The sequence below is a fragment of the Streptomyces sp. NBC_00984 genome (genome assembly GCF_045162475.1).
Lineage (GTDB): Bacteria > Actinomycetota > Actinomycetes > Streptomycetales > Streptomycetaceae > Streptomyces.
Genome location: NZ_CP108734.1, coordinates 7,048,361 through 7,074,796 on the forward strand (window position 1 = coordinate 7,048,361; position 26,436 = coordinate 7,074,796).

The window sequence follows — 26,436 nt, forward strand, 5'->3', positions numbered from 1 at the left end:
CACTCATGTCCACCACCGAGTCCTCGAAGCTCCCACCGTTCGACCCCGCCGACCCGATCGGCATCGACGACCTGCTCGACGACGAGGACCTCGCGATCCGCGGGACCGTCCGGGACTGGGCCGCCGACCGCGTCCTGCCGTACATCGCCGAGTGGTACGAGAGCGGCGAACTGCCCGGCATCCGCGAGCTGGCCCGTGAGCTCGGTTCGCTCGGCGCGCTCGGCATGTCCCTCCAGGGATACGGCTGCGCGGGCGCCACCGCGGTCCAGTACGGGCTGGCCTGCCTGGAGCTCGAGGCGGCGGACTCGGGGATCCGCTCCCTGGTCTCCGTACAGGGATCGCTCGCCATGTACGCCATCCACCGCTTCGGCTCCGAGGAGCAGCGCCGGCGCTGGCTGCCGGGCATGGCGGCCGGCGAGATCATCGGCTGCTTCGGCCTCACCGAGCCGGACCACGGCTCCGACCCGGCCGGGATGCGCACCCATGCCAGGCGCGACGGCGGGGACTGGGTACTCACCGGCCGCAAGATGTGGATCACCAACGGCTCGGTCGCCGGGGTGGCCGTCGTCTGGGCGCAGACCGACGACGGAATCCGCGGATTCGCCGTGCCGACCGACACCCCCGGCTTCTCGGCGCCCGAGATCAAGCACAAGTGGTCCCTGCGCGCCTCGGTCACCAGCGAGCTGGTCCTCGACGAGGTGCGGCTGCCCGCCGATGCCGTGCTCCCGGGCGTCACCGGACTGCGCGGCCCGCTCGGCTGTCTCAGCCATGCCCGCTACGGCATCGTCTGGGGAGCCATGGGTGCGGCCCGCGCCAGCTTCGAGGCGGCCGTGGACTACGCGAGGACCCGGGAACAGTTCGGCCGGCCGATCGGCGGCTTCCAGCTCACCCAGGCCAAGCTCGCGGACATGGCCGTGGAACTACACAAGGGCATCCTGCTCGCCCACCATCTGGGCCGGCGGATGGACGCGGGCAGGCTCCGCCCGGAGCAGATCAGTTTCGGAAAGCTCAACAATGTGCGGGAGGCGATCGACATCTGCCGTACCTCGCGCACGATCCTCGGCGCCAACGGGATCTCGCTGGAGTACCCGGTGATGCGCCACGCGACGAATCTGGAGTCGGTGCTCACCTACGAAGGAACCGTGGAGATGCACCAGCTGGTGCTGGGCAAGGCGCTCACCGGTCTCGACGCGTTCCGGTAGACCGGTCCGGCGAGCGCCCTGCTCAGCTCTGGTTGAAGAAGCCGTCGGTCCGCCGGCCGGCGGCTTCGGTGACCACCTGGGTGTCGGCCGGGGTCAGCAGGAAGACCCGGGTGGCCACGCGCTCGATCGAGCCGCGCAGTCCGAAGATCAGCCCGGCGGCGAAGTCCACGACACGCTTCGCGTCCGTGGGGTCCATGGTCGTGAGGTTGACGATCACCGGGACGCCGTCCCGGAAGAGCTCTCCGATGGCCCGCGCGTCCCGGAAACTGTCCGGGGTGACGGTGGCGATCCGGCGGCCCGTCTCCTCGGCGGCCTCCGACGCGACCTGCACCCGGGGGTCGGTCACCCAGGCCTGACCGGTCCCGGTCTGCGGGCCCTCGGCGTACTCGTCGTCGTAGTACCGCTCGTCGTTGTCCTCCACGAGGCCCAGCCAGGCACTCGCCTTGCGCACCGATCCCATGGATGCCTCCTCTCACCGCGGTTCCGTGGCGTTCCGCATCTCTTTCGTGTCCCTATGGTCGTCCATGATGCGGATCGTGCGCCAAGTGGATAGTCGGCGCGCAGGGGATTCGTGACGGTACTGGTGCAGAAGATATGGCGATTCGTCAGGGTTTCTCCCGCATGGGGAGTCTGAAAGAAAGAAAATATGATGCCCCGGGCCGTACGGGTGACATGGGGGACGTACGGGTGAATGGGGTGCTCGATACGATGCACGTCGCGCAGCCGCACGAGCTCGGCGCACAGGTGAACGACTCTCGGGGGATCGTCGTGTTCGGAATAGTCAGGCCCTGCACCCATCGGTTGTCCGAGGGGCTCAGGACCGAGTGGATGGCCCATCTCTGCGGGCTCTGTCTCGCACTTCGGTCCGATCACGGGCAATTCGCCAGGATCGTAACGAACTATGACGGACTGATTGTTTCTGTCCTGACGGAGGCTCAGGCCGAGCGCACCACCGGATGGCGGCGCACCGCGGGGCCCTGTCCGCTGCGCGCCATGCGGACGGCCCCGGTCGCCCGCGGCGAGGGAGCCAGGCTGGCCGCCGCCGTCTCCCTGGTGCTGGCCTCGGCGAAGGTCCGGGACCACGTCGCGGACAGGGACGGCCTGTTGGGGCGCCGCCCGGTGGCCGCCGCCGCACGCCGGGTCGCCGCGGGCTGGGACCGGGCCGGCGCGCGCACCGGCGCACAGCTCGGCTTCGACACCGCCCTGCTCGTGGACGCCGTCGACCGGCAGACCGGCATCGAGCTGATCGCCGGGCCCGGCACCCCGCTCCTCACGGTCACCGAACCCACCGAGACCGCCACCGCGGCCGCCTTCGCCCACACCGCGGTGCTCGCCGGAAAGCCGCAGAACGCGGCACCGCTCGCCGAGGCCGGCCGCCTGTTCGGGCGGCTGGCGCATCTGCTGGACGCCGTGGAGGACCAGGAAGCTGACGCCGCGTCGGGTGCCTGGAACCCGCTCACCGCGACCGGCACCTCGCGCGCCGAGGCGCGACGGCTGTGCGACGACGCGCTGCACGGCGTGCGGCTGGCGCTGCGCGACGCGGAGTTCACCGACGGCAAGCTGGCCCATGTGCTGCTGGCGCACGAACTGCGCCAGTCGGTGGACCGGGCCTTCGGCACCACGGCGTGCTCGCACCAGGCGGGCGGCGTGCTCCTGGACGGAGCTGCCGCCCCGTCAGGCACCCGGCCGACCGGGGCCTTCGGGCCGCCGCCGGGCAATCCGTACGCACCGAGCCCCGGCGGCCCGGCGGGTCCGCCGCAGCCCCCGCCCGAGCCGCCGCGCGACCGGCGCGGTCTGATCATGGGCTGCCTGGTGTGGGCGGGACTGGCCTGCACCTGCCAGATGTGCTGCGGCACGTTCGACGACCCGTGGAGCCATCAGCGCCGCGACGGACTCTGCAATCAGTGCGACTGCGGCGACGCCTGCGATGCGTGTGACTGCTGCAGCAACTGCGGGGACTGCTGCGATTCATGCGACTGCTGCGGCTGCGACTGCAGCTGCTGAGCCGGGCGCCCGCCTCTGCGGCCGGTCCTCGCTTCTGCGGCCGGGCTCCCGCTTCTGTGGCCGGGCTCCCGCCTCCACGGCCGGGCGCCCGGCCCGGATCACTTGATCTCGGGCGGCGAGATCCGCGAGGTCCTGATCGCCGACGCGCGGATGCCCCACTTCTTCAGGATCCGGTCGTAGGTGCCGTCCGCCTTCAGGCCGTTCACCGCGGCCTGGAAGGCGGGCGCCAGCGGGGTGCCCTTCTTGAAGGCGAAGCCGACGTCGAGGCGCTTGAACTCATTGAGGAAGCGCACACCCTCCTGCTGCCCCACCGCGTACCGCAGCCCGTTGATGGTGGACATCACCACATCGCTGCGGCCCTGCTGGAGCGAGGCCCAGGTGGCGCCCTGGTCGTTGTACGTCTTCACGTCGTACGGCTTGCGGCCCGCGTCGGTGCACAGGTGCCGGTTCTCCTCCAGGGTCACCTCGAAGGTGGTGCCCGCGCCGGTGCCCACGGTCAGGCCGCAGAGCCGGGTGAGATCGGTGACCTTCTTCAGCTTGCTGTCGTCGCGGACGGCGAAGCCCTGGCCGTCATTGATGTACGTGACGAAGTCGATGGTTCTGCGGCGCTCCTCGGTCACCCCGAAGTTCCCGGTGCCCACGTCGTACTTTCCGCTGCCCAGCGCCGGCAGGATCGCCTCGAAGGAGGCCACCTCGCGGGTGAACCTCAGCCCGAGCTTCCTGGCCACCGCGTCCGCGAAGTCGATGTCCGTGCCGGCCACCGTCTTCCCGTCCGCGAGATAGGTGGCGCCCGGCGGGTTGCTGACGCCGGCGGCGATGGTCAGGGTCCCGGCGGCGCGGACGTCGGCGGGCAGCAGTTTCGCCGCGGCCTCGTCCTTGCGCACCGACGAGACCACATCGGTCGTCGGCACCTTTCCCTTGGCGGCCCCGTCCCCGGCGGCACCGGCCGGTGCGGACGCCGGGTCGCCGGACCCGCACGCGGTGAGGGCGAGAGCGGCGACGGTGATCAGCGCGAAGGCAGCGGTGTGCCGGGTTCGGGGCATGAGGTGTGGCTCTCCAGAGTCGTCGGCCGTGAGCGGACGCGGCGGGGCAGCACGCGGCGACCCCACGGTCGGGGCGAGGAAGGACGGCGGAGCGAGGGGAGGGGAGAACGGCGTTGTGTGTGAAGGCACGCAGGGAAAAGTGCTCAGGCGCCGGACACGGCGCGAGGCAGAGGCGCGGGGAGACGCAGGGGGTCAGCTCAACAGGAGGAGGACCACACGCGACCGAAGTCGATGTGGGAGCGCTTGACCAGCCACTGCTGCGAATGCATGGCCCAAGTGGAACAGGCATCCGGTGGCCCGTCAACTGAAGTGAGACGTACGGCTCATAGTGTGGACAGGCTTGACAACGCGTGGTGAACAGCGCTTACCTCGGGAGCGGACCGGCGCTGAGGGGCCCGGTCCACGTTGTGTTTCGGCTGAAGGCACGCCCCGTGTTCGATCTCTGCATCCACGGAGCCTTCGTATGTCCGCGCAGACAGATACCCTCCCGCACTCTCCCCCCGCCCCGCTCGGCAAGAGCGACGGAAACGACCGGCTCCGGATCGTTCCGGTGCGCCGAACGGGCCAGTGGGCGGCGGCCGTCGCAGTCCTCGCGCTGCTCTCCCTGGCGCTGAACTCCGTCATCCGCAACGACGCCTTCCAGTGGGACGTCGTCGCCGAGTACTTCACCACCACCGCGGTCCTGCGCGGCCTCGGCCTCACCCTCTGGCTCACGGCACTGGTCATGGTGCTCGGCTTCGCCCTCGGTACCCTGCTCGCCGTCCTCAGACTCTCCGCCAACCGAGTGCTACAGGCGGTCAGTTGGGGGTACATCTGGCTGTTCAGGTCCACCCCGATCCTGGTCCAGCTGCTGTTCTGGTTCAACATCGGCGCGCTCTACCCGGAGATCCTCGGCGTCCGTACGGTGAACCTCCTCGGCCCCGTCACGGTCGCCGTCATCGGGCTCACCCTGCACGAGGCCGCCTACGCCGCCGAGGTCGTCCGCGGCGGCATCCTCTCCGTCGAACGCGGACAGATCGAGGCCGCCCAGTCGCTCGGCCTCGGACCCTGGCGCCGGTTTCGCCGGATCGTCCTCCCGCAGGCGATGCGCTCCATCGTCCCGCCCGCCGGGAACATGCTGATCGGCACCCTCAAGGGCACCTCGATCGTCAGCATCATCGCCGTACAGGACCTGCTCTACTCCGTGCAGCTCGTCTACCACCGCACCTATCAGGTCATCCCGCTGCTGCTGGTCGCCACCATGTGGTACGCCGTGGTCACCTCGCTGCTCGGCATCGGCCAGCACTACGTCGAGCGGCACTACGCGCGCGGCACGGCGGGTGCCCGATGAGCGGGACGCCGACGCTCGTCGTCATAGGCGCCGGACCGCGCGGCACCGGCCTGATCGAGCGCATCGCCGCCAACGCCCCCGACCTGTACCGGAACCGCCCGCTGACCATCCATCTCGTCGACCCGTACCCGCCCGGCGGCGGACGGATCTGGCGTCACGACCAGTCGCCGCTGCTCTGGATGAACTCCATGGCCGAGGACGTCACGATGTTCACCGACGACACCGTCCAGCTGGAGGGGCCGGTCCGTCCGGGGCCGGCGCTGCACACCTGGGCGGCGGACATCCGGGACGGGCGTGCGACGCTTCCGGACGGGGCAGGCGTGGAACCCGAACTCCTCGACGAGATAAAGACGTTGGAGGGCAGCGACTTCCCGAGCAGACGACTGCAGAGCGTCTATCTGCGCTGGGTGTACGAGCAGGCCGTGGCCGCCCTCCCGGAAGGCGTCACCGTCCACTGGCACCGGGACAGCGCCGTCCGTGTCACCGGGCCGCGCGAAGGCCGGCAGCGCGTCTGGCTGGCGGGGCGCGACACGCCGCTGCTCGCCGATGCCGTCGCCGTCACCATCGGCCACCTCGACGCCGAACCCGATCCGGAACAGGTCGAGTTGGCCGACTTCGCAGACCGGCACGGACTCGTCCACCTGCCGCCGGACTTTACCGCCGACACCGATCTGACCGCGGTGCCGGCGGGTGAGCCGGTCATCGTACGGGGCTTCGGGCTCGCCTTCGTCGATCTGATGGTGCTGCTCACCGAGGGCCGCGGCGGACGGTACGAGGACGGCGAGTACGTGCCGTCCGGCAGGGAGCCCGTGCTCCACATCGGATCGCGCCGGGGCGTCCCGTACCACTCCAAGATCGGCTATGCCTGGGAGGGCGAACGGCCGCCGCTGCCGCGCTTCCTCGGCCCGGACCGGATCGAGGCGCTGCTGAGGACGGACCGGCCGGTCGACTTCCGGCGCGATGTGTGGCCATATATCGACAAAGAGCTCGGCCATGCCCACTACCACCGGCTCTTCACCGCCCACCCCGAGCGCACGGCGGGCGACTGGGCCGGCTTCGAGGAGAAGTACGCCGCCGCGGACCCGGCAGGACCCGAGCCGGCCGCCCTCGTCGCGGCCGCCGTCCCCGACCCCGCGGACCGGCTCGACCTCGAAGCGCTCGACCACCCCCTGGACGGGGTGCGCTACCCCTCGTACGACGCACTGCAGGACGGACTGCGCGGCTACATCACCGCAGACCTGGAACGCCGCCACGATCCCGCACACAGTCCGGACCTCGCCGTTTTCCTCGGACTGCTGTCCGCCTACGGGCAGTTGATCCGGCTCGGCGACATCGGAGGCTGGTGGCACGGCTTCTTCAGCTATCTCGCCTCCGGCCCGCCCGGACCCCGGCTGCACCAGCTCCTCGCGCTCTCCCGGGCCGGTGTCGTCCGCTTCCTCGGCGCCCGAATGACCGTCGAGGCCGATGAGCGGCGGGGCCTCTTCCTGGCCGGCAGCGCCACCGTGCCGGGGCAGCCGATAGCGGCCCGCACCCTGGTCGAGGCCCGGCTGCCCGACCCCACGCTGGAGCGCACCCGCAGCCCGCTGCTCCAGGAGCTGTACGAGGACGGGGCCGCCGCCACCGCCACCGGGCTGCTCTCGGTCGCCCCCGACAGCGGCCGGATCCTGGACCGCGACGGCAGGCCGCACCCGCGCCGCTTCGCGCTCGGCCCGTTCACCACCGCCCGCGCCGGCGGAGCGTTCACCCGGCCGCGCACCGGCGGCCCGGCCTTCCGGCAGAACGACGCCACCGCCCGTACGGCGCTCACGTTCCTCCGGGACCTCGCCCGTAGCGACGGCTGACCGCGCCCCGGGACCTCCCTCCCGGCGCACGGCTCCCCACCCCGCCCTCGTACACCGCAGCCCAAGGACCCCTCATGTCCCTCACCAGCGATCCACCCATCGACAGGGCGACCGGACCACGCGTCGCCCCGCCCACCGCCGACGACCACGACGCGCTCACCGTCGTCCCCGTGCGCCACCCCTGGCGCTGGGTCGCCGTCGCCGCCACCGCCGTCGTGCTCGCCCAGTTCCTGCACGGACTGGTCACCAATCCCGGCTGGGAGTGGGACGTCTTCGCCCAGTTCTTCACCGCCGAGACCATCCTCAAGGCCGTCTGGGTCACCCTCCAACTGACCTTGTACGGCACGGTCCTCGGCTTCGCGCTGGGCATCGTGCTCGCCTTCATGCGGCTGTCGGCCAGCCCGTTCCTCGGCGCGGTCGCCCACGCGTACATCTGGGCGTTCCGCTCCATCCCGCTCATCGTCCAGCTGCTCTTCTGGTTCAACCTCGCCTACCTCTCCAAGGAGTTGCAGTTCGGCATCCCGTTCGGGCCCAGCTTCTTCTCCTTCGACACGATGAACCTGGTCGGCGCGATGAGCGCGGCCGTACTCGGGCTCGCGCTGCACCAGGCCGCCTACGCGGCGGAGATCGTCCGGGGCGGCGTACTCGCGGTGGACGGCGGCCAGTTGGAGGCCGCCGCGGCGCTCGGGATTCCCCGGCACCGGCAGCTGCGGCGGATCGTGCTCCCGCAGGCGATGCGCTCCATCCTGCCGAACGCCGCCAACGAGATCATCTCGCTCTTCAAGGGCACCTCGATCGTCTCCGTGATGGCGATCGGCGAACTCTTCTACCAGGTCCAGGTCGTCTACGGACGCAACGGCAGGGTCGTGCCCCTGCTGATGGTCGCGACGGTCTGGTACATCCTCCTGACCACCGTGCTCTCCGTCCTCCAGCACTACGTCGAACGTCACTACGCCAAGGGGGCCGCACGATGAGCAGCACCACCGAAGACACCACCCCGACCCCGGACGCCATGGTCGAGATCCGCTCCGTGCACAAGAGCTTCGGCAGTCTCGAAGTGCTGCGCGGTATCGACCTGTCCGTACGCGCCGGAGAGGTCACCGTCGTCCTCGGCCCGTCCGGCTCCGGCAAGTCCACGCTCCTGCGCACCATCAACCACCTGGAGAAGGTCGACCACGGCTGGATCAGCGTGGACGGCACCCTGGTCGGCTACCGCAGGGACGGCAACAAGCTGTACGAGCTCCGCGAGCGCGAGGTGCTGCGCCGGCGCACCCGGATCGGCTTCGTCTTCCAGAACTTCAACCTCTTCCCGCACCTCACCGTGGTGGAGAACATCGTCGAGGCCCCGGTCGCCGCCCTCGGCCGCCCGAAGAAGGAGGCCATCGCCGCCGCGGAGAAGCTGCTCGCCCGGGTGGGGCTCGCCGACAAGGCGGGGGCCTACCCCAAGCAGCTGTCCGGCGGGCAGCAGCAGCGGGTCGCCATCGCCCGTGCGCTGGCCCTCGAACCGAAGCTGCTGCTCTTCGACGAGCCGACCTCGGCGCTCGACCCCGAGCTGGTCGGTGAAGTCCTCGACGTCATCAAGGATCTGGCGCTCCAGGGCACCACCATGATCGTCGTCACGCACGAGATCGGCTTCGCCCGCGAGGTCGCCGACACCGTCGTCTTCATGGACGAGGGACGGATCGTCGAGCAGGGCGCCCCCGGCGACGTACTCGACCGTCCGAAGCACGAGCGCACCCGCGCCTTCCTGTCCAAGGTCCTGTGATCCCAGCCGTGTTCTCTCCGAGGAGTACGCCCGTGTCCGTCCGCCGCACCCTCTCCGCCGCGCTCGCCACCCTCACCGCCGCGGGACTGCTCACCGCCTGCGGTGCCGGTGACGCCGCGACCGGCGAGGTGAAGCCGAAGGGGCAGCGGGGCACCGGTATCGACATCGGCCCCGACCAGCACCGGATCCGGGGCAGGAAGGTCGACGCCATCGCGGCGAAGGTGCCCGAGGCCGTCCGCGAGCGGGGCACCCTGCGGCTGGGCGCGAGCGCCGCCGCCTCGCCACCGCTCGGCTTCTACGCCACCGACGACAAGACCAGGATCGGCTCCGAGATCGACCTGGCGACCCTGATCGCCGACACGCGCGGCCTGAAACCGCAGTTCGAGCAGGTCTCCTGGGAGAACCTCTTCGTCGGCCTGGACAGCTCCAAGTTCGACGGCGTGCTCTCCAACGTCACGGTCACCGAGGAGCGCAAGGAGAAGTACGACTTCGCGACCTACCGGCTCGACAACATCGCCTTCGAGGCCAGGAAGGGCTCCGGCTGGAAGGTGAAGGAGCCGAAGGACGTGGCGGGGAGGACGATCGCCGTCTCGTCCGGGACCAACCAGGAGAAGATCCTCGTCGACTGGAGCGAGGAGAACGTCAGGGCCGGGCGCAAGCCGGTCGACATCGAGTACTTCCAGAAGGACAGCGACTACTACCTGGCCCTCCGGTCCGGCCGGATCGACGCCTACCTCGGCCCCGGCCCGTCCGCCAACTACCACGTCGCATCGGCCGGCCAGTCCGAGATCGTCGGCACGCTGTCGGGCGCGGGCGACGGGCTCCAGGGCAAGATCGCCGCCACCACGAAGAAGGGCAGCGGCCTGGTCGAGGCGTACGCGGCCGCCATCGACCACATCGTGCGGGACGGCTCGTACGCCGAGGTGCTGAAGCGCTGGGGGCTCACCGACGAGGCCGTCACGAGGTCCGAGATCAACCCGCCCGGCCTGCCCAGGCCCGGGAACCGAGCCCGCGAGAGCGCCGCGAGAGCCCCACGAGAGTCTTGAGAGGTATCACCCATGCCTGCCACCGCACCCCTCCACCTGGCCGCCGAGATCGGCGGTCCGCCCCGCTACGACCCCGGGCACTACATCGGCCTCGCCCGGCTCGCCGAGCACGGCGCCCTCGACTTCGTCACGCTCGGCGACTCCTTCGCCAGACCCGGACTCGACGCGCTCGCCGTGCTCTCCCGGGTCGCGCCCGCCACCGGCCGGATCGGCCTGGTGCCCACCGTCACCACCACCCACACCGAGCCGTTCCATGTGTCGTCCGCCGTGGCCACCCTGGACTGGGTGAGCCGCGGCCGGGCGGGCTGGAACATCGATGTGTCGACGACCGGGGCCGAGGCCCGGCTCTTCGGCCGGCGTCCGGCGGCGCCCGCCGACGAGCTGTGGCGCGAGGCCGGTGAGAGCGCCGACGTGGGCGCCCGACTGTGGGACAGCTGGGAGGACGACGCCGAGATCAGGGACGTCGCCACCGGACGCTTCATCGACCGCGACAAGCTGCACCACGTCGACTTCGAGGGCGCCTCCTTCTCCGTCCGGGGCCCGGCGATCGTGCCCCGGCCCCCGCAGGGGCACCCGGTCACCGTCGTCGACGGGACGAGCGGCCCGGCCCGGGAGACCGCGGCCCGCCACGGAGATGTCGTCCTGGTCCGGGCCACCGCCCCCGAGCAGGCCGCCGCGGCCCGTGCCGATCTGCGCCGGCGCGCGGCGGCGCACGGACGCGACCCCGACACGCTCCGGGTCCTGGTCGCGCTCACGGTCGACCTCGGCGACGCCGAGACCGCCCCGGAACCGGGACTGGAGAGCGGACCACCGCTCGCCGCCGGCGGCTCGTACTACCGGGGCGGTCCGGTGGACCTCGCCGAACTGATCGCCCGCTGGCACCGCGGCGGAGCGGCGGACGGCTTCCACCTCACGCCCATCACCCCCGGGCGCGACCTCGAACGGATCGTCAACGGCACCGTGGCCCTGCTCCAGCACCGCAGCCTGTTCCGCACCTTCTACCCCGGCGGCACCCTGCGCGAGCACCTGGGGCTGGCCCGCCCCGCCAACCGGTACGCCCTCGAAGGAGGACGGGCATGAGCACCGCGACGCGGCAGATGCATCTCGCCGCCCACTTCCCGGGCGTCAACAACACCACCGTCTGGGCGGACCCCCGCTCCAGGAGCCAGATCGACTTCTCCTCCTTCGCACACCTCGCCCGCACCGCGGAACGCGGCACGTTCGACTTCTTCTTCCTCGCCGAGGGGCTGCGGCTGCGCGAGCACAACGGCCGCATCCACGATCTGGACGTGGTCGGCCGTCCCGAGTCCCTCACCGTGCTGGCCGCACTGGCGGCCGTCACCGACCGGCTCGGCCTCGCCGCCACCGTCAACGCCACCTTCAACGAGCCGTACGAACTGGCCCGCCGCCTCGCCACCCTCGACCACCTCAGCGACGGCCGGGCCGCCTGGAACGTCGTCACCTCCTCCGACGCCTTCACCGGGGAGAACTTCCGGCGCGGCGGCTACCTCGACCGGGCCCACCGCTATACGAGGGCCGCCGAGTTCGTCGCCACCGCCCGCGAGCTGTGGGACGCCTGGACCCCGGACGGCACCCCGCGCCCGTTCACGCACCGGGGGCAGCACTTCGCCATCGAGGGCGAGTTCACCGTCCCGCGCTCCCCGCAGGGTCATCCGGTCGTCATCCAGGCCGGGGACTCCCCGGAGGGCCGCGAGTTCGCCGCTTCGGCCGCCGATGTCGTCTTCACCCGGCACGGCACGCTGGAGGCGGGCCGCACCTTCTACGCCGACGTCAAGGCGCGGCTGGTGAATTACGGCCGGGAACCCGATGAGCTGAAGATCATGCCCGGGGTCACCTTCGTACTCGGCGACAGCGACGCCGAGGCCCAGGAGAGAGCGGCCGAGATCCGCCGCCAACAGGTCTCCCCGCAGACGGCGCTGCTGGCCCTGGAACAGATCTGGGGCCGTGACCTCTCCTCGTACGACCCCGACGGGCCGCTGCCCGACATCGACCCGGACCCCGAATCCTCGCTGGTCCAGGGCCGGGTCAAGCACGGCGACCCCCTCGCCGTCGCGGCGCGCTGGCGAGCGCTGTCCGAGGAGAAGGGGCTGTCCATCCGGCAGACCGTCATCGAGACGACCGGCCGGCAGTCCTTCATCGGCAGCCCGCGGACGGTCGCGGAGCAGCTCACCGAGTTCGTCGCCGCCGACGCCGCCGACGGATTCATCCTCGTACCGCACCTCACCCCGGGCGGCCTGGACGACTTCGTCGAACGGGTCGTCCCGCTCCTCCGGGAGCGCGGGGTGTTCCGCTCCGAATACACCGGTCCCACGCTGCGGTCGCATCTCGGGCTCGCCGAGCCGGTATGGAAAGGTTGATCGCATGAGCACGGACGCACCGCAGCCGCACGGATTCGAGCAGGCGGCACAGGACTGGAAGCACTGGCACGAGGAGCGCACCGCCACGGTCGCCGGCCCCTACGGGCCGCTCTCCCTCACCGGTACCCACTGGCTCTCCGACCACCCGGAGGGCCGCATCCCCGAGGTACCCGGGCAGTGGCGGGAGGACGGCGACGAGCTGGTGCTCAGCGCGTCCGCCGCGGACGGGCTGACCGTCGACGGCGAGCCCTTCACCGGCCAGGTCCGGCTCACCGCCGACCGCGGCCCGATCGACGAGTCCCGCGTCGCGCAGGGCGGGCGGCGGCTGGTCGTGCTGAGCCGCGAAGGGCTCTGGGCGGTACGGGACTTCGACCCGGACTCCCCGGCGCGGCGCGCCTTCCGGGCCATCGAGGCCACCCCGTACGACGCCCGCTGGGCGCTCCCGGGCACCTTCCGCCCGTACGACAGCGCCCGTACGGTCCGGGTCGAGAACGCCGACGGGGTCGAGCGCGGTCTCGGACTCGCCGGTGAGATCGCCTTCGAGGTCGACGGCGCGGAGCACACGCTGCAGGTCGCGGTCGAGCCCGACGGTTCGCTCTGGGCGGTCTTCGCCGATGCCACCAGCGGGAACAGCAGCTACCGCTTCCGGTTCCTGCGGCCCGCGGCGCCCGACGAGGACGGCAGGGTGACGGTCGACCTCAACCGCGCGCTGCTGCCGCCGTGCGCCTTCGCGGACCACTTCATCTGCCCCTTCCCGCCGCCAGGCAACACCCTTTCCGTCGCCGTCGAGGCGGGGGAGCGCAACCGCGTCGACAGCTGACGCACCGCCATATTCCGTCGGGACAGCGGCCCAGACAGCCCATGCGCTGCCTGGGCCGTTCCCGTGCGGTGCGACAGATTCAGGCCAGCAGGCCCTCTTGCGCCACAAGTTGACGCCTTGAATACTCCCGAGCAGCGCTTGTCAGGAGCACGGCATGTCCGCATCGCGGGCCCATGGCCGTGCCGACGACTGCGCCTCACGGGTCCGACCACCCCACAGGCGGACCCCCGACTTCCCCTCGGGAGGAATGAAAAGTGAGGATCAAGCGCACCACCCCCCTCAGCAGCACCGTGAGACGCACCAGGACCGTCGCCATCGCCGCGGGTCTTGTCGCCGTCGCCGCACTGGCCGTCCCCAGCGCCCAGGCCGACACCACCACCACCTTCAGCGCCCAGCAGCTCTCGGCCGCGAGCGACGCCGTGCTCGGCGCCGATGTGGCGGGCACCGCATGGAACATCGACCCGGTGTCCAAGAAGCTCGTGGTCACCGCGGACCGCACGGTCTCGAAGGCCGAGATCGAGCAGATCAAGCAGTCCGCCGGAGCCAACGCCGGCGCCCTGAAGATCGAGCGCACCACGGGGAAGATCAGCAAACTGCTCTCCGGCGGCGACGCGATCTACGCCCCCGGCTGGCGCTGTTCCCTCGGCTTCAACGTCCGCAGCGGCAGCACCTACTACTTCCTGACCGCCGGTCACTGCACCGACGGCAACCCGCCCTGGTACACCAACTCGTCGAACTCGACCAGCATCGGCCCGACGGTCGGCTCCAGCTTCCCGACCAACGACTACGGCCTGGTCCGGTACGACAACGCCTCGGTCTCCCACGAGGGCACCGTCGGCAGCGTCGACATCACCGGCGCGGCCAATGCCACGGTCGGCATGTCCGTCACCCGCCGCGGCTCCACCACCGGCACCCACAGCGGCTCCGTCACGGGCCTCAACGCCACGGTCAACTACGGCAACGGCGACATCGTCTACGGCATGATCAAGACCAACGTCTGCGCGGAGCCCGGCGACTCCGGCGGCCCGCTCTACTCCGGCTCCAACGCGATCGGTCTCACCTCCGGCGGCAGCGGCGACTGCTCCTCCGGTGGCACCACGTACTTCCAGCCGGTCACCGAGGCGCTCAGCGCGTACGGGGTCAGCGTCTACTGACGCACCGGCACCCCCCGGTCCGCCCCGAACAAGCGGCCGACCGAGCCAGAGCCCCCGTCCGAATCGCGGGCGGGGGCTCCCGCTCACCCCGCGGCTTTTGAGAGGATGTGGGGCAGGTCGGTCACGCAGGAGCAACGGGGGCGGGTTCTGTGCCAACCGGAGGGATTCCCCTCCGGAACCCCCGGTAGACACCTCAGGGGGTTCCAGGTCCGTGAAACGCATCGGAGTGACCGGTCATCGCACCATCCCGCAGGAGGCCCACGCCCATGTGCTCGCAGGGTTACGGGCGGCGCTCGGCGGCCTGGAAGGCTCCTTGGAGGCCCTCTCCAGCCTGGCGGTGGGAGCGGACCAGCTCTTCGCCGACCTCGCCCTGGCCCGCGGCGCGGACCTGACCGTGGTCATCCCGAGCGGCGACTACGAATCCTGCTTCGCCGACGCGGCCGAACTCGCCCGCTACCGGGCCCTCAAGGGCCGGGCGGCCCGGGAGGTCCGGCTGGGTTACCCGCACTCCACCGACGAGGCGTACTACGCGGCGGGCGCGTACATCGCCGACCACTGCGACCGGCTGCTCGCGGTGTGGGACGGCCGGCCGGCCCGCGGCCTCGGCGGCACGGGCGACATCGTGACGTACGCCCGGAGCCTGGGCCGCCCGGTCACGGTGATCTGGCGCGAGGGCGTGGAGCGCACCTGACTGCCCGCCGCGCCAGGGGCCGTGCGCGACCCCGGTCGCGGGCGGCCCGCCGCCGGGCGGTGGCTCACATCTGGTGCCGGGCCAGCCAGTCGGTGTGCTGCGGGGAGACGATGCGCTCGGTCTCGAACACCGCCCCCGGCCACTGACGCTCGGTCAGCGTGGTCTCCATCGCCACCTGCATCGCCTCCAGGTCCTGCTCCACCAGCGAGTGGGCCGAGATCAGCGGGTGGTGCCGGCGCATCTCGCTCCACGCCAGACAGGCGGCCGCCGCTGCCGACAGCACCCCCGTCAGGGCGAAGGACTGGGTGACGGAGAACGTCCTCAGCACGGCGAACACCAGGGCGAGCGCGGTCAGTGCGGCAATGGTGGTCGACCAGACCAGGGTGGCCCGCCGGGAGACCTCCTGGCGCCTGCGGTACCAACTTCTCTGCTCTATCAGCCGGTCCCGTACATACGTCTCCTTGCGTACGGTGAACGCCTTCTCCCGCAACTCGCGCATCGAGCCGGTGATCAGCCCGCCCGAATCCGCCGTCAGGTCGCGGGGGTCGGCCCACCCCACTTTGCGGAGTTCCTGAAGGCCCTCTTCGAGGCGATTGGCGAACACCGCCTCCGGATGATGGGTACTGGTGTCGAACGGTGATCCGTGCACCGAGTAGCGCCAGCACATCGACTTGATGAACTCCGCCGCCGAGCGGTTGAGTTGCCAATGCGACTTTGCTTTGCGCCGGGCGGAGAGGTACGTCGTGATCAGGACACCCAGGTAGGCCAACACGCCGACCGCATCGGTGAGTTGGAACGTGTCGGCGACCTCGACGTGCCAGGGGAGTGCGGCCGGTACGGCCCCGGTGACCAGGAGAATCAGTTGAATGCGGGTGGTGTTCACCGCCTCCCGCTGCCTCGCGACGGCTATCCCGTCCGTGTGGTGAAAGAGCGCCGGAAGATCGGCGTTCCTGAAGACCATGCTCTGGAGCGGCCCTGGAAGCGCCGTCATGTTCACTCCCGTCTGCGGTTATAGGCATGCTCGTTCGGTGACTTGGATGGGGCCACGAGCGTAGAGGTGCACCGTCGGGCGCGGCAATGGACCTGGGGCGTCAGTGGTGCTTTTCGGTCCCCGGTAAGGTCCCCTCGTGCAATCCGGGACGCTGTGGCAATGTGGTCCAACAGACCTTGTGCCGGGGCGTGTTGATGTCCAGTACGTGTCTCTCGCGACCGACTGACGGAGGATCAGGGATGAGTGACGGATACGGCGAGAACGTGGATCCGCTGTCCGACGCTCAGCGTCGGGTCCGCCGAAGTCCTCTGCTGTTCACCGCGCCGCTCGTGCTCCTCGGCCTGCTGACCGCACTGCTCGTCTGGGAAGCGGTCCGGGTCAACGTGTCGACCGAGGCGCAGGCCGAGTGGCCGTGGCGTCTGCAGCTGATCGATGGGCAGGTGCTGGGAAGTCTGCTGGCGGTCTCGCTGGGGGCCGTACTGGCACGCGCGCAGTACGCCCGCACGGTCAGGCCGTACCTGGGCTGGCGGGCTGCCTGGGCGAAGGGACTGCTGACCGCTCGGGCGCCTGCGTGGCGCGTCGGAATACTCAACGGCGGCCAGCACATGGCCGTGATCGAATCATGGGACATCAGGGTGGTCATGCAGGGTGCGGACGACTCCGCCGACGCGTGGTGGAGCAGCGTGCCGGACACCGTGGCCGAGTTGACCGGGGCCGGATTCGTCGTCGGGGAGGACTTCCGGCTCATCGCGTTCGGTGCCGGATTCCCTCTGATGGGAGCCGTGGGAGGTCATGACACGGTGCTGGTGGGTGCGTTCTCCGAATCCTTTGCCCAGCAGGTCCAGTCGCTCTATGTCCGTGTGAGGGTTACGGATGTCGTGGGCGACACCCATGAGCGGACCATGGACTGCCTGAAGGGCATATGGACCGACAAGGCCGCTCCGGTGGCCGACTGACGCCTGCCGGGACGTGAGCCGCCCGTGCTGCCGCGGGGCGGCGCGGGCGGGCCCGGGTTCGCCCCCGATGACCTGCCCCACCTGTGTTTCCCTCGGGTTTCCCCCGACTTGCGTGGCGTGATGAGGCCTGTTCGAGCAGGAAGAGTAAGTCCTGTACTGCATCAGGGTGAAGAAAGGATCACTGCGGTGCGTCAGCCGGGATAGGGAGGTAAAGTCGTGCCGCCGGGCACTGTGTTCATACAGAAACTGGCTGCTTTTCTCCCTGATCCGGAAAACTCCCCTCAAGGACGGCCGTGAAGATCTCTGAATCCCCTCGCCCCTTCGCTGTTGCGAAGAAGGACTCGGTGCCGCTCTCCAAGATCGACACCCGCACCGCAGAAGCCACCAGGAAGCTTGGCCGGGTATTTTCTGCCTCGACCGATCGCCACAGCCTGGCGTCGACCTTCAGTTCCGCGCTCTGATTCGCGTTGCATGCTGGCTAGACTGAGGGAATGACAGGACCCCTGGTCCCATTCCGTGAAATTGTGCTCAAAGTGCACAGCAGGTGCGATCTTGCCTGTGATCATTGCTACGTCTACGAACATGCAGATCAGAGCTGGCGTACCCGCCCTAAAGCAATCTCTGACGACGTCATCTTCCGGACAGCTCAGCGCCTGGCCGAGCATGCCACAACGCATGCGTTGCCCTCCGTGTCAGTGATCCTGCACGGAGGGGAGCCCCTACTGGCGGGCCCCGCCCGGCTGCGGCGCGTCTGCGAGGAGCTCACCTCCGCCTTCGAGGGCGTCGCGGAGCTCGACCTCCGTATCCACACCAACGGAGTCCAGCTCAGTCCGCGTTATCTCGACCTCTTCGACGAGTTCGGCGTCAGGGTCGGCATCTCCCTCGACGGTGACCGGGTCGCCAACGACCGACACCGCCGCTACGCCGACGGGCGCAGCAGCCACGCCTTGGTCCTCAAGGCCGTCGAGCTGCTCCGGCAGGATCGATACCGCCATCTCTACCTCGGGCTCCTGTGCACCGTCGACATCGCGAACGACCCGCGCGCGGTTCTCGATGCGCTCGCCGAGCTCGACCCGCCACTCATCGACTTCCTGCTCCCGCATGCCACCTGGGACGATCCGCCGCCCCGTCCGGACGATTCCCCCACCGCCTACGCCGATTGGCTTCTCGCGGTCTTCGACCACTGGCAGGAGCGGGGACGCCCGGTGCCGGTGCGGTTGTTCTCCTCGGTGCTGTCCACGCTGAGCGGCGGCCCCAGCCTCACGGAGTCCCTGGGGCTCGCCCCCACGGACCTCGTCGTTGTCGAGACCGACGGCCAGCTGGAGCAGGTCGACTCGCTCAAGAGCGCCTACGAAGGCGCGGCGGCCACCGGATTCGATGTCTTCACCCATGCCTTCGACGAGGTCGCGGCCCACCCCGGGGTGCGGGCCCGCCAGCTCGGGCTGGCCGGCGTCAGCGAGACCTGCCGGGAATGCCCCGTCGTCCGTTCGTGCGGAGGCGGCCTGTACACGCACCGGTACAGCTCCACGGGACCGTCCGACGCATTCGACAACCCGTCCGTGTACTGCGCCGATCTGGCCGCACTGGTGCGCGGCATCGAGGCGCGTACGGCGGCGGACCTCGTCGCTCCTGCGGTGACCGAGCCCGTCGAACTGGTCGCCGCCCAACAAGACCTCACCCGCACCCTGCTCGCCCTGCTCAACGTCGACATCGGACAGCACGGCGGCAAGCAGTGGGAGGCCGCCTGGGAGCTGGCCGCCGGCATCGAGGCGTCCGAGCAGGGGGCCCGCGGCCTGAACGAGGTGCTGGCGCACCCGTACACGCGCACCTGGCTGCTGGACGCGATGGAACTGGTCCACGAGCGGCCCGGGGCCATGCAGGTGACGCGCCGGATGTCGGCGTACCTCGCGGTCGCCGTCGCGCGGACCGGCCTGGATCTGTTGGTGCGGATGCCCTTCTCGGGTGGCCGGATCTTCCTCCCCGGTCTCGGTGAGCTGCGGATCGCGGACGAGGGGGAGGACGGCACGGCGCTCCTGCGTGCCACCGAGGACGGCTTCCTCGTCCGGCGGGAAGGCGGCGACGCGGCCGAGCGCCGCATCGTACGGCCGGAGGTGGCCGGTCCCGGCTGGCGGCCGCTGCGCCGGATCCCGACACCCGGTTCGGCAGCCGGCTTCGTGCTCGACGACCTCGACCCGTACCGCGACTGCTTCGCCCTGCCCGCCGCGGGAGCGCTCGACGAGCGGGCCGCGGCCGGCCTGGCGGCCAGGATCGGCGAGGCATGGACGCTCATCGGGATGAAGGCTCCCGGGCGCACCGAGGAGATGGCCGGCCGTCTCACCACCCTCACCCCGCTGACCGGCCTGGCCCCGGCGGAGCCCGCCGTGGGGCGGCACGGATACGGCGCGCTGGGGATCGCCCCGGACGGAAGTTCCGAGGAACTGGCGTTCGCCCTGCTGCGCGGTTTCCGGCGGGCCGAATTGCGGGCGCTTCGGGATGTCACGGATCTTTACGCGGCGGACGGCTCCTGGGAACATCGGATTCCCTGGCAGGAACAACCAGTTCCGTTTTCCCGGTTGCTGGCCGACACCTATGAACGGATGGCGTTGGGGGCTTTCGACCTGCGCTACCTGGAGGGCGTACCGCAGGCCCTCGATACTCTGGAAGGTGCCGCCGAACTGACCATCGACGGGAAACGGTTGCTGGACCGGATGCGAAAAGAGATCTGAGGATCACATTCCGGGTCGGCCGGGCTGTCCGTACGCACAGGACAACCGGGAGGAGCAGACGCGGACCCGATTCGATCAAGGAATGATCGACGGAACCTGGGAACGTATGACTGAAAAATGGCGTTGAATGACCGAACGCCATGGGGGTGGAGCAACGTCCGCTCCGGAATGATGAATTCGCTCGCATTCACCATCACTCCTCGGGTGCGGGTGCTCACACAGGACGGGGGTCGTGTGCACGCAACGACGCAGCAGCGAGCGGCGGACCATCGGCCGTACTTTTTCTTGAGTTATGCGCATACACCGGGGTACGGCGGTGGAACGGACCCCGACATGTGGGTCGAGCGGCTCTTCCAGGATCTCTGCGGCCATGTGATGGCCCTGACCGATCTCCCCGCGGGTGCGCCCGCGGGGTTCATCGACCGAGAGATACGCTCCGGCGAAGGCTGGTCGGAACGGCTCGGTGAGGCGCTCGCCACCTGCCGGGTGTTTGTTCCGCTGTTTTCGCCGCGTTACTTCGCGAGCGAGATGTGCGGCAAGGAGTGGTACGCCTTCGCCCAGCGCGCCATCCATCACCGGGCCCGTTCCAACCAGAGCGCCGAGGCGATCGTCCCGGCGCTCTGGGTACCCGTACCACCGAGCCAGCTCCCGGGACCAGCCGAGCGATTACAGTTCAACCACCGTGACTTCGGCGACCGTTATGTCAGTGACGGTCTCTACGGGCTGATCAAACTCAAGCTCTTCGAGGAAGAGTACGAGCGCGCGGTGTACGAACTCGCCAAGCGCATCGTCACAGTCGCCGACACCATAAGGCTCGGCACCGGCCGCCCCGTCGACTACCGGCTGGCTCCCAGCGCCTTCGGCCCGCCGAACAGCGGAGTGGGCGGACCCCGTCCCATGCAGGTGACCATCGCCGCCCCCACACGGCACGATCTGCCCGAGGGGCGCAACGCCGACTACTACGGCGACAATCCGCAGGACTGGAACCCCTACCACCCGGCCGCCGCCCGCCCCCTGGCCTACGTCGCCCAGGACCTGGTGCGCTCCCTCAACTACCAGGTCACCGTCTCCTCCTTCGACGAGGAGTCCGGGCACCCGGAGGGTAAACAGCCTCCCAGCAGACCGGAGATCCTGCTCGTCGACCGCTGGGCCCTGCAGGACGAGGAGCGTCGAAGGCGGCTTGCCGCCTTCGACGCCGAGAATCGTCCCTGGGTGACGATGGTCGTCCCGTGGAACCGCGAGGACTCCGAAAGCAGGGCCTTCGAGGCCGAGTTGACTGAGAAACTCGAACAGACAATGCCGGCCAAGATGCGTCAGGGGCGGGCCTACTGCCGCGTCGCAGCCAGAGGCGTACCCAGCATGGACGCCTTCGGGCGGATCCTGCCGCAGGTGGTCGAAGTGGCGGCCCAGCAGTACTTGAGACATGCCGCGGTCTACCCGCCCGCCACCGGCGGCGGACACACCGAACGGACACGGTTGATGGGGCCGATGGCGCAGATGAACGACACCCCCGAGACACACGACCCTGCGACGGATGCGGAGGACACGGATGACGGCCAGTCGTGACGGGCGCATCGTCACCTTCTACTCGTACAAGGGCGGCACCGGGCGAACCATGGCCCTGGCCAACACCGCCTGGATACTCGCCGCCAACGGAAAACGGGTACTGGCCGTCGACTGGGACCTGGAGGCGCCGGGGCTCCACCGGTTCTTCCACCCGTTCCTCGACCCCTCGACACTCGGTGCAACCACCGGCGTCATCGATCTGATCACCGAGTACGCGTGGGCCGCGACCAGCCCCGTCCAGCGCGCCGACGACTGGCACCGCGACTACGCGCGTATCCAGCCGCACGCCGTCTCCCTCACTCCCGAGGCACTCGGCTGGGAGTTCCCGCAGGGCGGCACGCTGGACTTCGTCTCCGCCGGGCGGCAGAACCGCGAATACTCCGCGACCGTCTCCACCTTCGACTGGGACAACTTCTACGACCGGCTCGGCGGCGGCCACTTCTTCGACGCCCTGCGCGACGACATGAAGGCCAACTACGACTACGTCCTCATCGACAGCCGGACCGGCCTCAGCGACATCGCCGACATCTGCACCGTCCACCTCCCCGACGTCCTCGTCGACTGCTTCACGCTCAGCGACCAGTCCATCGACGGCGCCGCCTCCGTCGCCCGGCAGATCTCCGAGCGCTACACCGGCCGCCCCATCTCCATCTTCCCCGTCCCGATGCGCATCGACGAGGGCGAGAAGGAGAAGGCGGATGCCGGACGGGCGCTGGCCCGGCTGAAGTTCGACCGGCTGCCGCGCGACCTGTCCGGGGACGAACTCACCACCTACTGGGGCGCGGTGGAGATTCCGTACCGCCCCTACTACGCCTACGAGGAGACCCTCGCGACCTTCGGCGACGAGGCGGGCCTCACCAACTCCCTGCTCTCCGCCTTCGAACGGCTCACCTCCGTCATCACCGACCAGCAGATCACCTCGATGCCACCGGTCGGCGAAGAGGTACGGCTGCGCATCCGTGACGCGTTCACCAGGCGCAGGCCCGCGCTGCCGGCCGATCTCTTCCTCAGCTATGTGGCGGAGAACCGGATGTGGGCCGACTGGATCGAATCCGTGCTCACCCGGGCCGGTTTCCGTGTCGTACCGCGCGATGTGTCCGCCGAGCGGGAGACCGCCGAGCCGACGGAGATCACCACCGAGAACGCGACCCGCACCGTGGTGCTGCTCTCCAGCGCCTACCTCAAGTCGCAGCGCGCGGTGAACCTCTGGGACCGGGCCGTCGCGGAGGACCCCGGCGGCGGCCGACGTCATCTGCTGCCGCTCAGGGTCGGTGACGTACGGCTGTCCGCGCCCTACATCGACCGCAACCCCGTCGACCTCTTCCGGCTCGACGAGGTGCACGCCACCGCCGCCCTGCTGCGCGCCCTGGACCGGCCCGTACAGCTCACCGACGCCGTGTCGCCGGGACCGCGCTTCCCGGGCACCGTCCCCAGGATCTGGAACGCTCCGCCGCGCAACCCCGGTTTCACCGGCCGCTCCCTGGTCCTGGAACGGATGCGCGACCAGCTCGGCGGCGGCATGGCCGTCGTGCTGCCGCAGCCGCAGACCCTGTACGGACTCGGCGGCGTCGGCAAGACCCAGGTCGCCCTGGAGTACGTGCACCGCTTCATGGCCGACTACGACCTGGTCTGGTGGATATCGTCCGAGCAGGCCGACGACGTGGTGGCCGCGCTCGCCGAGCTCGCGGTCCGGCTGGGCGCCCAGGGCGGCGACGACATGGCGGCGGCCTCCCAGGAGGCCGTGGACCTGCTGCGGCGCGGTGTGCCCTCGGACCGCTGGCTGCTGGTCTTCGACAACGCCGACGACCCCGAACGGCTCCGGCGCTACTTCCCGCAGGGCGGTTCCGGCCACATCCTGGTCACCTCGCGGAACCAGGCCTGGTCCCAGCACGGCGACGCCCTGCCCGTCGACGTCTTCCTGCGCGAGGAGTCCATCGAACACCTTCAGCGCCGGGCCCCGGGGCTGAGCGACGAGGACGCAGCCCAGGTGGCCACCGCGGTCGGTGACCTGCCGCTGGCCGTCGAACAGGCGGCGGCCTGGATCGCGGAGACCGCCACTCCGATCGACACCTATCTGGAACAACTGGCCCGGCAGGCCCCGGAGGTCCTGGCGCTCAACCAGCCGGCCGGTTACCCGGAGCCGGTCGCCGCGACCTGGAACATCTCCATCCAACGGCTGAAGGAGCGCTCGCCCGCCGCGGTGCGGCTGCTCCAGCTCTGCGCCTTCTTCGCCCCCGAGCCGATCTCCGGGAACCTCCTGTACAGCAAGGAGATGATCGACGCGCTGAAGCCGTACGACGCCTCGCTCCAGGAGAAGCTGGTGCTGGGCCGGGTCATCCGGGAGATCGGCCGGTTCGCCCTCGCCAAGGTCGACCAGGTCTCCAACTCCATCCAGGTGCACCGGCTCGTCCAGGCCGTCATCCGGGCGCAGCTCAGCGAGGAGGAGCAGCGGGACGCCCGGCACGCCGTCCACCGCATCCTGGCGGGCGCCCGGCCCGACGACGAGAACGAGCCGATCGACAACCCTGCGAGCTGGACGCAGTTCGCCACGATCTGGCCGCACCTCGGCCCGTCCGATGCCCGCAACTGCAAGGAGCCCGAGGCCCGCAGGCTGCTGATCGACCGGGTTCGTTATCTCTGGAAGCGAGGTGACTTCAGGACCGCCGCCGCTCTCGGCGAGGAGCTGCGTGTCCTCTGGAAGGAGACGCTGGGGGAGCGGGACATCCAGTACCTCTACCTCTGTTTCCACCTCGCCAACGTCTACCGTTCGCGCGGCCGTTATGTGGAGGCGAGGGAGCTCGACGAGATCACCCTGACGATGCAGCAGGAGGTCCTGGGACCGGAGCACCCGCACACGTACATGAGCACCAGCAGCCTGGCGACCGACCTCGGCACGCTGGGTGAGTACACCAGGGCGATCGAGCTGGCGACGGAGGCGACCGACGGGTTCAACCAGATCTTCCACGATTCGCACCCGAGGACCCTGGCGGCGGCCAACAACTTGGCGTTCACCCTGCGGTCCATCGGGCAGTACGCCAAGGCCAGGGAGATCGACCAGGACGTCTTCGACAAGCGGGTCGAGGTGCTCGGCGCGGAGCACCCGTACAGCCTCTCCTCAGCCATGAACCTGGCCCGCGACCTGCGTGACGTCGGGCGGTACGAGGACGCGGTCGGCATCCTCAGCCGCACGTACGACAGCTACAAGGCAACGCTCGGCCGGGCCTTCCCGGGCACGCTGAGCGCGGCGAAGAGCCTCGCGGTGTCGCTGCGCCGGGCGGGCAGGCTGGAGGACGCCCGCAGGCTCACGGTGGCCACCCGTGCCAGGTACCGGGCCAAGTACACAGCCGCCAACCCGGAGTCGCTGGCCTGTGACCTCAACATGGCGGCGGACCTGTACGCGGCGGGCGAGACCACCGAGGCCAGGAACACCGCGCAGGAGGTCGTCGACCAATACATGAAGGTGCCGGGGGAAAAGCACCCGTACACCCTGGCCGCCCTGAACAACCTAGGTGTCTACCAGTTGGGGACCGGCGAGGTGGAGGAGTCGGAGCGGGTACTGACCCGGGTGGTCGCTTCGATGCGTGAGGTGTACGGGCCGGAGCATCCCAACACCCTGTTCTGTGTGATGAACCTGGCCAACGCGACGGCTGAGACGGGCAATCTCGACATCGTGCTGGAAACCGAACGGAAGGTGGCTGGACAGCTCAGGCGCGTCCTCGGGGCCCACCACCCGGAGACGCTGGCCATGAAGTCGAACATGGCGGTCACCCTCGACGCGATGGGGCGCAAGGACGAGGCGATGCGGCTCCGGGCGGAAACGACCGAGGAGCTGTCCAGGCAGCTCGGCGAGGACCATCCGATGAGCCGGATCGCCCGGGACGAGCGCCGGTTCGAGCGTGAACTGGAACCGATGGCGGTATGAGCCCCGGGAGCGTCCGGCCGCCGCCGGACGCTCCCCGACCCGCCCGCCCGCCGCTCAGCGGGCGGGCGGGTCCAGCAGCCAGTTCAGGATCCTGGGCAGCGCGTGGAGGGCGTCGAAGTGCGCTGCCGCCGGTTCCACCACGACGGTGGAGTTCGGGATGCGTTCGGCCAGCCAGCGGGAGTGGCCCACCGGCGAGAACACGTCCTTCTCACCGTGCCACAGCATCACCGGACCCGTGATGTCCGCAGGGTCGAACCCCCACGGATTGCTGAACGCGAGCGCGTCGTCGATCCAGCCCCAGGCGGAAGTGCGCAGCCCCTCACGGTAGTTGCGCAGCAGCATGGTGCGGACCCCGGCGTCGTTGACCACCAGCCGGTCGGATTCGGTCAGCTCCTGGCGCAGATCGTCGATGAGCCGGACCGGGTTCTTCCTGATCACCGCGGACCGTGAGATGAACGACTCCGCGAGCCCGTCCGGATCGGCCGCCGCGGTGGAGTACGCCAGCACGTTGGAGGCGGCCATCCCGTCGAACCAGTCGAGACCGTCGGCCCCCCACGGGGCCAGCCCGACCAGCGCGGCGGTACGGGTCACCCGCTCGGGCATCAGCGCCGCGCAGGCCAGGGCGTGCGGGGCGCCACCGGACCGGCCCACCACGGCGAACCGATCGAGACCGAGGTGGTCCGCGATGGCCCGTACGTCCTGGACGGCATCGGCGACGCAGCGGCCCGGCAGCCGGTCGGATTCGCCGTAGCCCGGCCGGTCGTAGGTGATCAGCTGGGTCTTGCGCTGGTAGAGGACCATGCCGCGCGGAGCCGGACCGAGCCTGCTGCCGGGCATCCCGTGCAGCAGGAAGACCGGTCTGCCACGGGGATCCCCGAGACGCTCCACCACCAGATGCCGCCCGTCGTCCGCGCGCACCCGACTACGCACTTGGCGCCTCCTCCGTAAGGTGCGGGCACCGCGTGCCCGTCTTTTCCCATCCGATTCGATGATGGCTCATC

The 26,436-nt window shown here is 70.0% G+C and carries 21 protein-coding genes; 17 read left to right on the plus strand and 4 right to left on the minus strand.

Annotated elements, in window-relative coordinates:
• The first annotated feature begins 5 nt into the window (after positions 1–5).
• A complete protein-coding gene (locus OG520_RS31550; RefSeq protein ID WP_399330264.1) occupies positions 6–1,202 on the plus strand; it encodes an acyl-CoA dehydrogenase family protein in 1,197 nt (398 codons plus the stop codon).
• A 22-nt stretch (positions 1,203–1,224) separates the two neighbouring features.
• Here the strand turns inward: OG520_RS31550 and OG520_RS31555 are convergent, their stop codons facing one another.
• Positions 1,225–1,662, minus strand: a complete 438-nt coding sequence (locus tag OG520_RS31555; RefSeq protein ID WP_266421337.1) for a cell division protein SepF — start codon at positions 1,660–1,662, stop codon at positions 1,225–1,227.
• A gap of 308 nt (positions 1,663–1,970) precedes the next feature.
• Here OG520_RS31555 and OG520_RS31560 point away from each other — a divergent pair, with 308 nt between their 5' ends.
• Positions 1,971–3,206 (plus strand): DUF5685 family protein, encoded by a 1,236-nt coding sequence (locus tag OG520_RS31560; protein WP_406016613.1) that lies wholly within the window; start codon positions 1,971–1,973, stop codon positions 3,204–3,206.
• Between the two features lie 98 nt (positions 3,207–3,304).
• Here the strand turns inward: OG520_RS31560 and OG520_RS31565 are convergent, their stop codons facing one another.
• Positions 3,305–4,249, minus strand: a complete 945-nt coding sequence (locus OG520_RS31565; protein ID WP_399330260.1) for an ABC transporter substrate-binding protein — start codon at positions 4,247–4,249, stop codon at positions 3,305–3,307.
• A 463-nt stretch (positions 4,250–4,712) separates the two neighbouring features.
• On the opposite strand from OG520_RS31565, the gene OG520_RS31570 reads away from it, so the two are divergent.
• From OG520_RS31570 to OG520_RS31615, 10 genes are all read left to right on the plus strand, one after another.
• Positions 4,713–5,579, plus strand: coding sequence for an amino acid ABC transporter permease (locus OG520_RS31570; RefSeq protein WP_406015393.1), 867 nt, complete (start codon positions 4,713–4,715; stop codon positions 5,577–5,579).
• Positions 5,576–7,420, plus strand: coding sequence for an FAD/NAD(P)-binding protein (locus OG520_RS31575; RefSeq protein ID WP_406015394.1), 1,845 nt, complete (start codon positions 5,576–5,578; stop codon positions 7,418–7,420). The genes OG520_RS31570 and OG520_RS31575 overlap by 4 nt, the downstream gene beginning before the upstream one ends.
• Positions 7,421–7,494: 74 nt before the next feature.
• Entirely contained in the window at positions 7,495–8,394 is a 900-nt protein-coding gene (locus OG520_RS31580; RefSeq protein WP_406015395.1) for an amino acid ABC transporter permease, read from the plus strand.
• A gap of 38 nt (positions 8,395–8,432) precedes the next feature.
• A complete protein-coding gene (locus OG520_RS31585; RefSeq protein WP_406016614.1) occupies positions 8,433–9,185 on the plus strand; it encodes an amino acid ABC transporter ATP-binding protein in 753 nt (250 codons plus the stop codon).
• A 32-nt stretch (positions 9,186–9,217) separates the two neighbouring features.
• A complete protein-coding gene (locus tag OG520_RS31590; RefSeq protein WP_406015396.1) occupies positions 9,218–10,231 on the plus strand; it encodes an ABC transporter substrate-binding protein in 1,014 nt (337 codons plus the stop codon).
• A gap of 12 nt (positions 10,232–10,243) precedes the next feature.
• Positions 10,244–11,311, plus strand: a complete 1,068-nt coding sequence (locus OG520_RS31595; protein WP_266421352.1) for an LLM class flavin-dependent oxidoreductase — start codon at positions 10,244–10,246, stop codon at positions 11,309–11,311.
• A 17-nt stretch (positions 11,312–11,328) separates the two neighbouring features.
• Complete coding sequence (locus OG520_RS31600) at positions 11,329–12,609, plus strand: NtaA/DmoA family FMN-dependent monooxygenase (RefSeq protein WP_406016615.1); 1,281 nt, start codon at positions 11,329–11,331, stop codon at positions 12,607–12,609.
• 4 nt (positions 12,610–12,613) lie between these two features.
• Positions 12,614–13,429 carry a DUF1684 domain-containing protein gene (locus OG520_RS31605; protein WP_406015397.1) on the plus strand — a complete coding sequence of 272 codons (816 nt, stop codon included), beginning with the start codon at positions 12,614–12,616 and terminating at the stop codon, positions 13,427–13,429.
• Positions 13,430–13,683: 254 nt separating this feature from the next.
• Positions 13,684–14,583 carry a S1 family peptidase gene (locus tag OG520_RS31610; protein ID WP_406015398.1) on the plus strand — a complete coding sequence of 300 codons (900 nt, stop codon included), beginning with the start codon at positions 13,684–13,686 and terminating at the stop codon, positions 14,581–14,583.
• Between the two features lie 211 nt (positions 14,584–14,794).
• Positions 14,795–15,274, plus strand: coding sequence for a hypothetical protein (locus OG520_RS31615; protein WP_406015399.1), 480 nt, complete (start codon positions 14,795–14,797; stop codon positions 15,272–15,274).
• A 64-nt stretch (positions 15,275–15,338) separates the two neighbouring features.
• Here the strand turns inward: OG520_RS31615 and OG520_RS31620 are convergent, their stop codons facing one another.
• The gene (locus OG520_RS31620; protein WP_406016616.1) at positions 15,339–16,235 is read right to left on the minus strand and encodes a DUF4231 domain-containing protein; all 897 of its coding nucleotides are present in this window, start codon (positions 16,233–16,235) and stop codon (positions 15,339–15,341) included.
• Between the two features lie 269 nt (positions 16,236–16,504).
• Between OG520_RS31620 and OG520_RS31625 the strand changes: the two genes are divergently transcribed.
• From OG520_RS31625 to fxsT, 5 genes are all read left to right on the plus strand, one after another.
• Positions 16,505–17,221 carry a hypothetical protein gene (locus OG520_RS31625; protein WP_406015400.1) on the plus strand — a complete coding sequence of 239 codons (717 nt, stop codon included), beginning with the start codon at positions 16,505–16,507 and terminating at the stop codon, positions 17,219–17,221.
• A 293-nt stretch (positions 17,222–17,514) separates the two neighbouring features.
• The gene (locus tag OG520_RS31630; RefSeq protein WP_399330242.1) at positions 17,515–17,682 is read left to right on the plus strand and encodes an FXSXX-COOH protein; all 168 of its coding nucleotides are present in this window, start codon (positions 17,515–17,517) and stop codon (positions 17,680–17,682) included.
• A gap of 30 nt (positions 17,683–17,712) precedes the next feature.
• Positions 17,713–19,947, plus strand: coding sequence for a radical SAM/SPASM protein FxsBH, inactivated beta-hydroxylase extension form (gene fxsBH, locus OG520_RS31635; protein ID WP_406015401.1), 2,235 nt, complete (start codon positions 17,713–17,715; stop codon positions 19,945–19,947).
• Between the two features lie 210 nt (positions 19,948–20,157).
• The gene (fsxC, locus tag OG520_RS31640; RefSeq protein ID WP_399330293.1) at positions 20,158–21,513 is read left to right on the plus strand and encodes an FxsC protein; all 1,356 of its coding nucleotides are present in this window, start codon (positions 20,158–20,160) and stop codon (positions 21,511–21,513) included.
• The gene (gene fxsT / locus OG520_RS31645; RefSeq protein WP_406015402.1) at positions 21,497–25,435 is read left to right on the plus strand and encodes an FxSxx-COOH system tetratricopeptide repeat protein; all 3,939 of its coding nucleotides are present in this window, start codon (positions 21,497–21,499) and stop codon (positions 25,433–25,435) included. The genes fsxC and fxsT overlap by 17 nt, the downstream gene beginning before the upstream one ends.
• Positions 25,436–25,489: 54 nt before the next feature.
• Here the strand turns inward: fxsT and OG520_RS31650 are convergent, their stop codons facing one another.
• A complete protein-coding gene (locus OG520_RS31650) occupies positions 25,490–26,365 on the minus strand; it encodes an alpha/beta fold hydrolase (protein ID WP_266421372.1) in 876 nt (291 codons plus the stop codon).
• Between the last annotated feature and the right edge of the window lie 71 nt (positions 26,366–26,436).

What these genes read in the sequence shown, in the direction of transcription:
- fxsT (WP_406015402.1), top strand. Translation starts at nt 21,497, where the DNA reads ATGACGGCCAGTCGTGACGGGCGCATCGTCACCTTCTACTCGTACAAG.
- OG520_RS31580 (WP_406015395.1), top strand. Translation starts at nt 7,495, where the DNA reads ATGTCCCTCACCAGCGATCCACCCATCGACAGGGCGACCGGACCACGC.
- OG520_RS31595 (WP_266421352.1), top strand. Translation starts at nt 10,244, where the DNA reads ATGCCTGCCACCGCACCCCTCCACCTGGCCGCCGAGATCGGCGGTCCG.
- OG520_RS31585 (WP_406016614.1), top strand. Translation starts at nt 8,433, where the DNA reads ATGGTCGAGATCCGCTCCGTGCACAAGAGCTTCGGCAGTCTCGAAGTG.
- OG520_RS31570 (WP_406015393.1), top strand. Translation starts at nt 4,713, where the DNA reads ATGTCCGCGCAGACAGATACCCTCCCGCACTCTCCCCCCGCCCCGCTC.
- OG520_RS31555 (WP_266421337.1), bottom strand. Translation starts at nt 1,662, where the DNA reads ATGGGATCGGTGCGCAAGGCGAGTGCCTGGCTGGGCCTCGTGGAGGAC.
- OG520_RS31600 (WP_406016615.1), top strand. Translation starts at nt 11,329, where the DNA reads ATGCATCTCGCCGCCCACTTCCCGGGCGTCAACAACACCACCGTCTGG.
- OG520_RS31605 (WP_406015397.1), top strand. Translation starts at nt 12,614, where the DNA reads ATGAGCACGGACGCACCGCAGCCGCACGGATTCGAGCAGGCGGCACAG.
- OG520_RS31575 (WP_406015394.1), top strand. Translation starts at nt 5,576, where the DNA reads ATGAGCGGGACGCCGACGCTCGTCGTCATAGGCGCCGGACCGCGCGGC.
- OG520_RS31565 (WP_399330260.1), bottom strand. Translation starts at nt 4,249, where the DNA reads ATGCCCCGAACCCGGCACACCGCTGCCTTCGCGCTGATCACCGTCGCC.
- fxsBH (WP_406015401.1), top strand. Translation starts at nt 17,713, where the DNA reads ATGACAGGACCCCTGGTCCCATTCCGTGAAATTGTGCTCAAAGTGCAC.
- OG520_RS31550 (WP_399330264.1), top strand. Translation starts at nt 6, where the DNA reads ATGTCCACCACCGAGTCCTCGAAGCTCCCACCGTTCGACCCCGCCGAC.
- OG520_RS31620 (WP_406016616.1), bottom strand. Translation starts at nt 16,235, where the DNA reads ATGGTCTTCAGGAACGCCGATCTTCCGGCGCTCTTTCACCACACGGAC.
- OG520_RS31625 (WP_406015400.1), top strand. Translation starts at nt 16,505, where the DNA reads ATGAGTGACGGATACGGCGAGAACGTGGATCCGCTGTCCGACGCTCAG.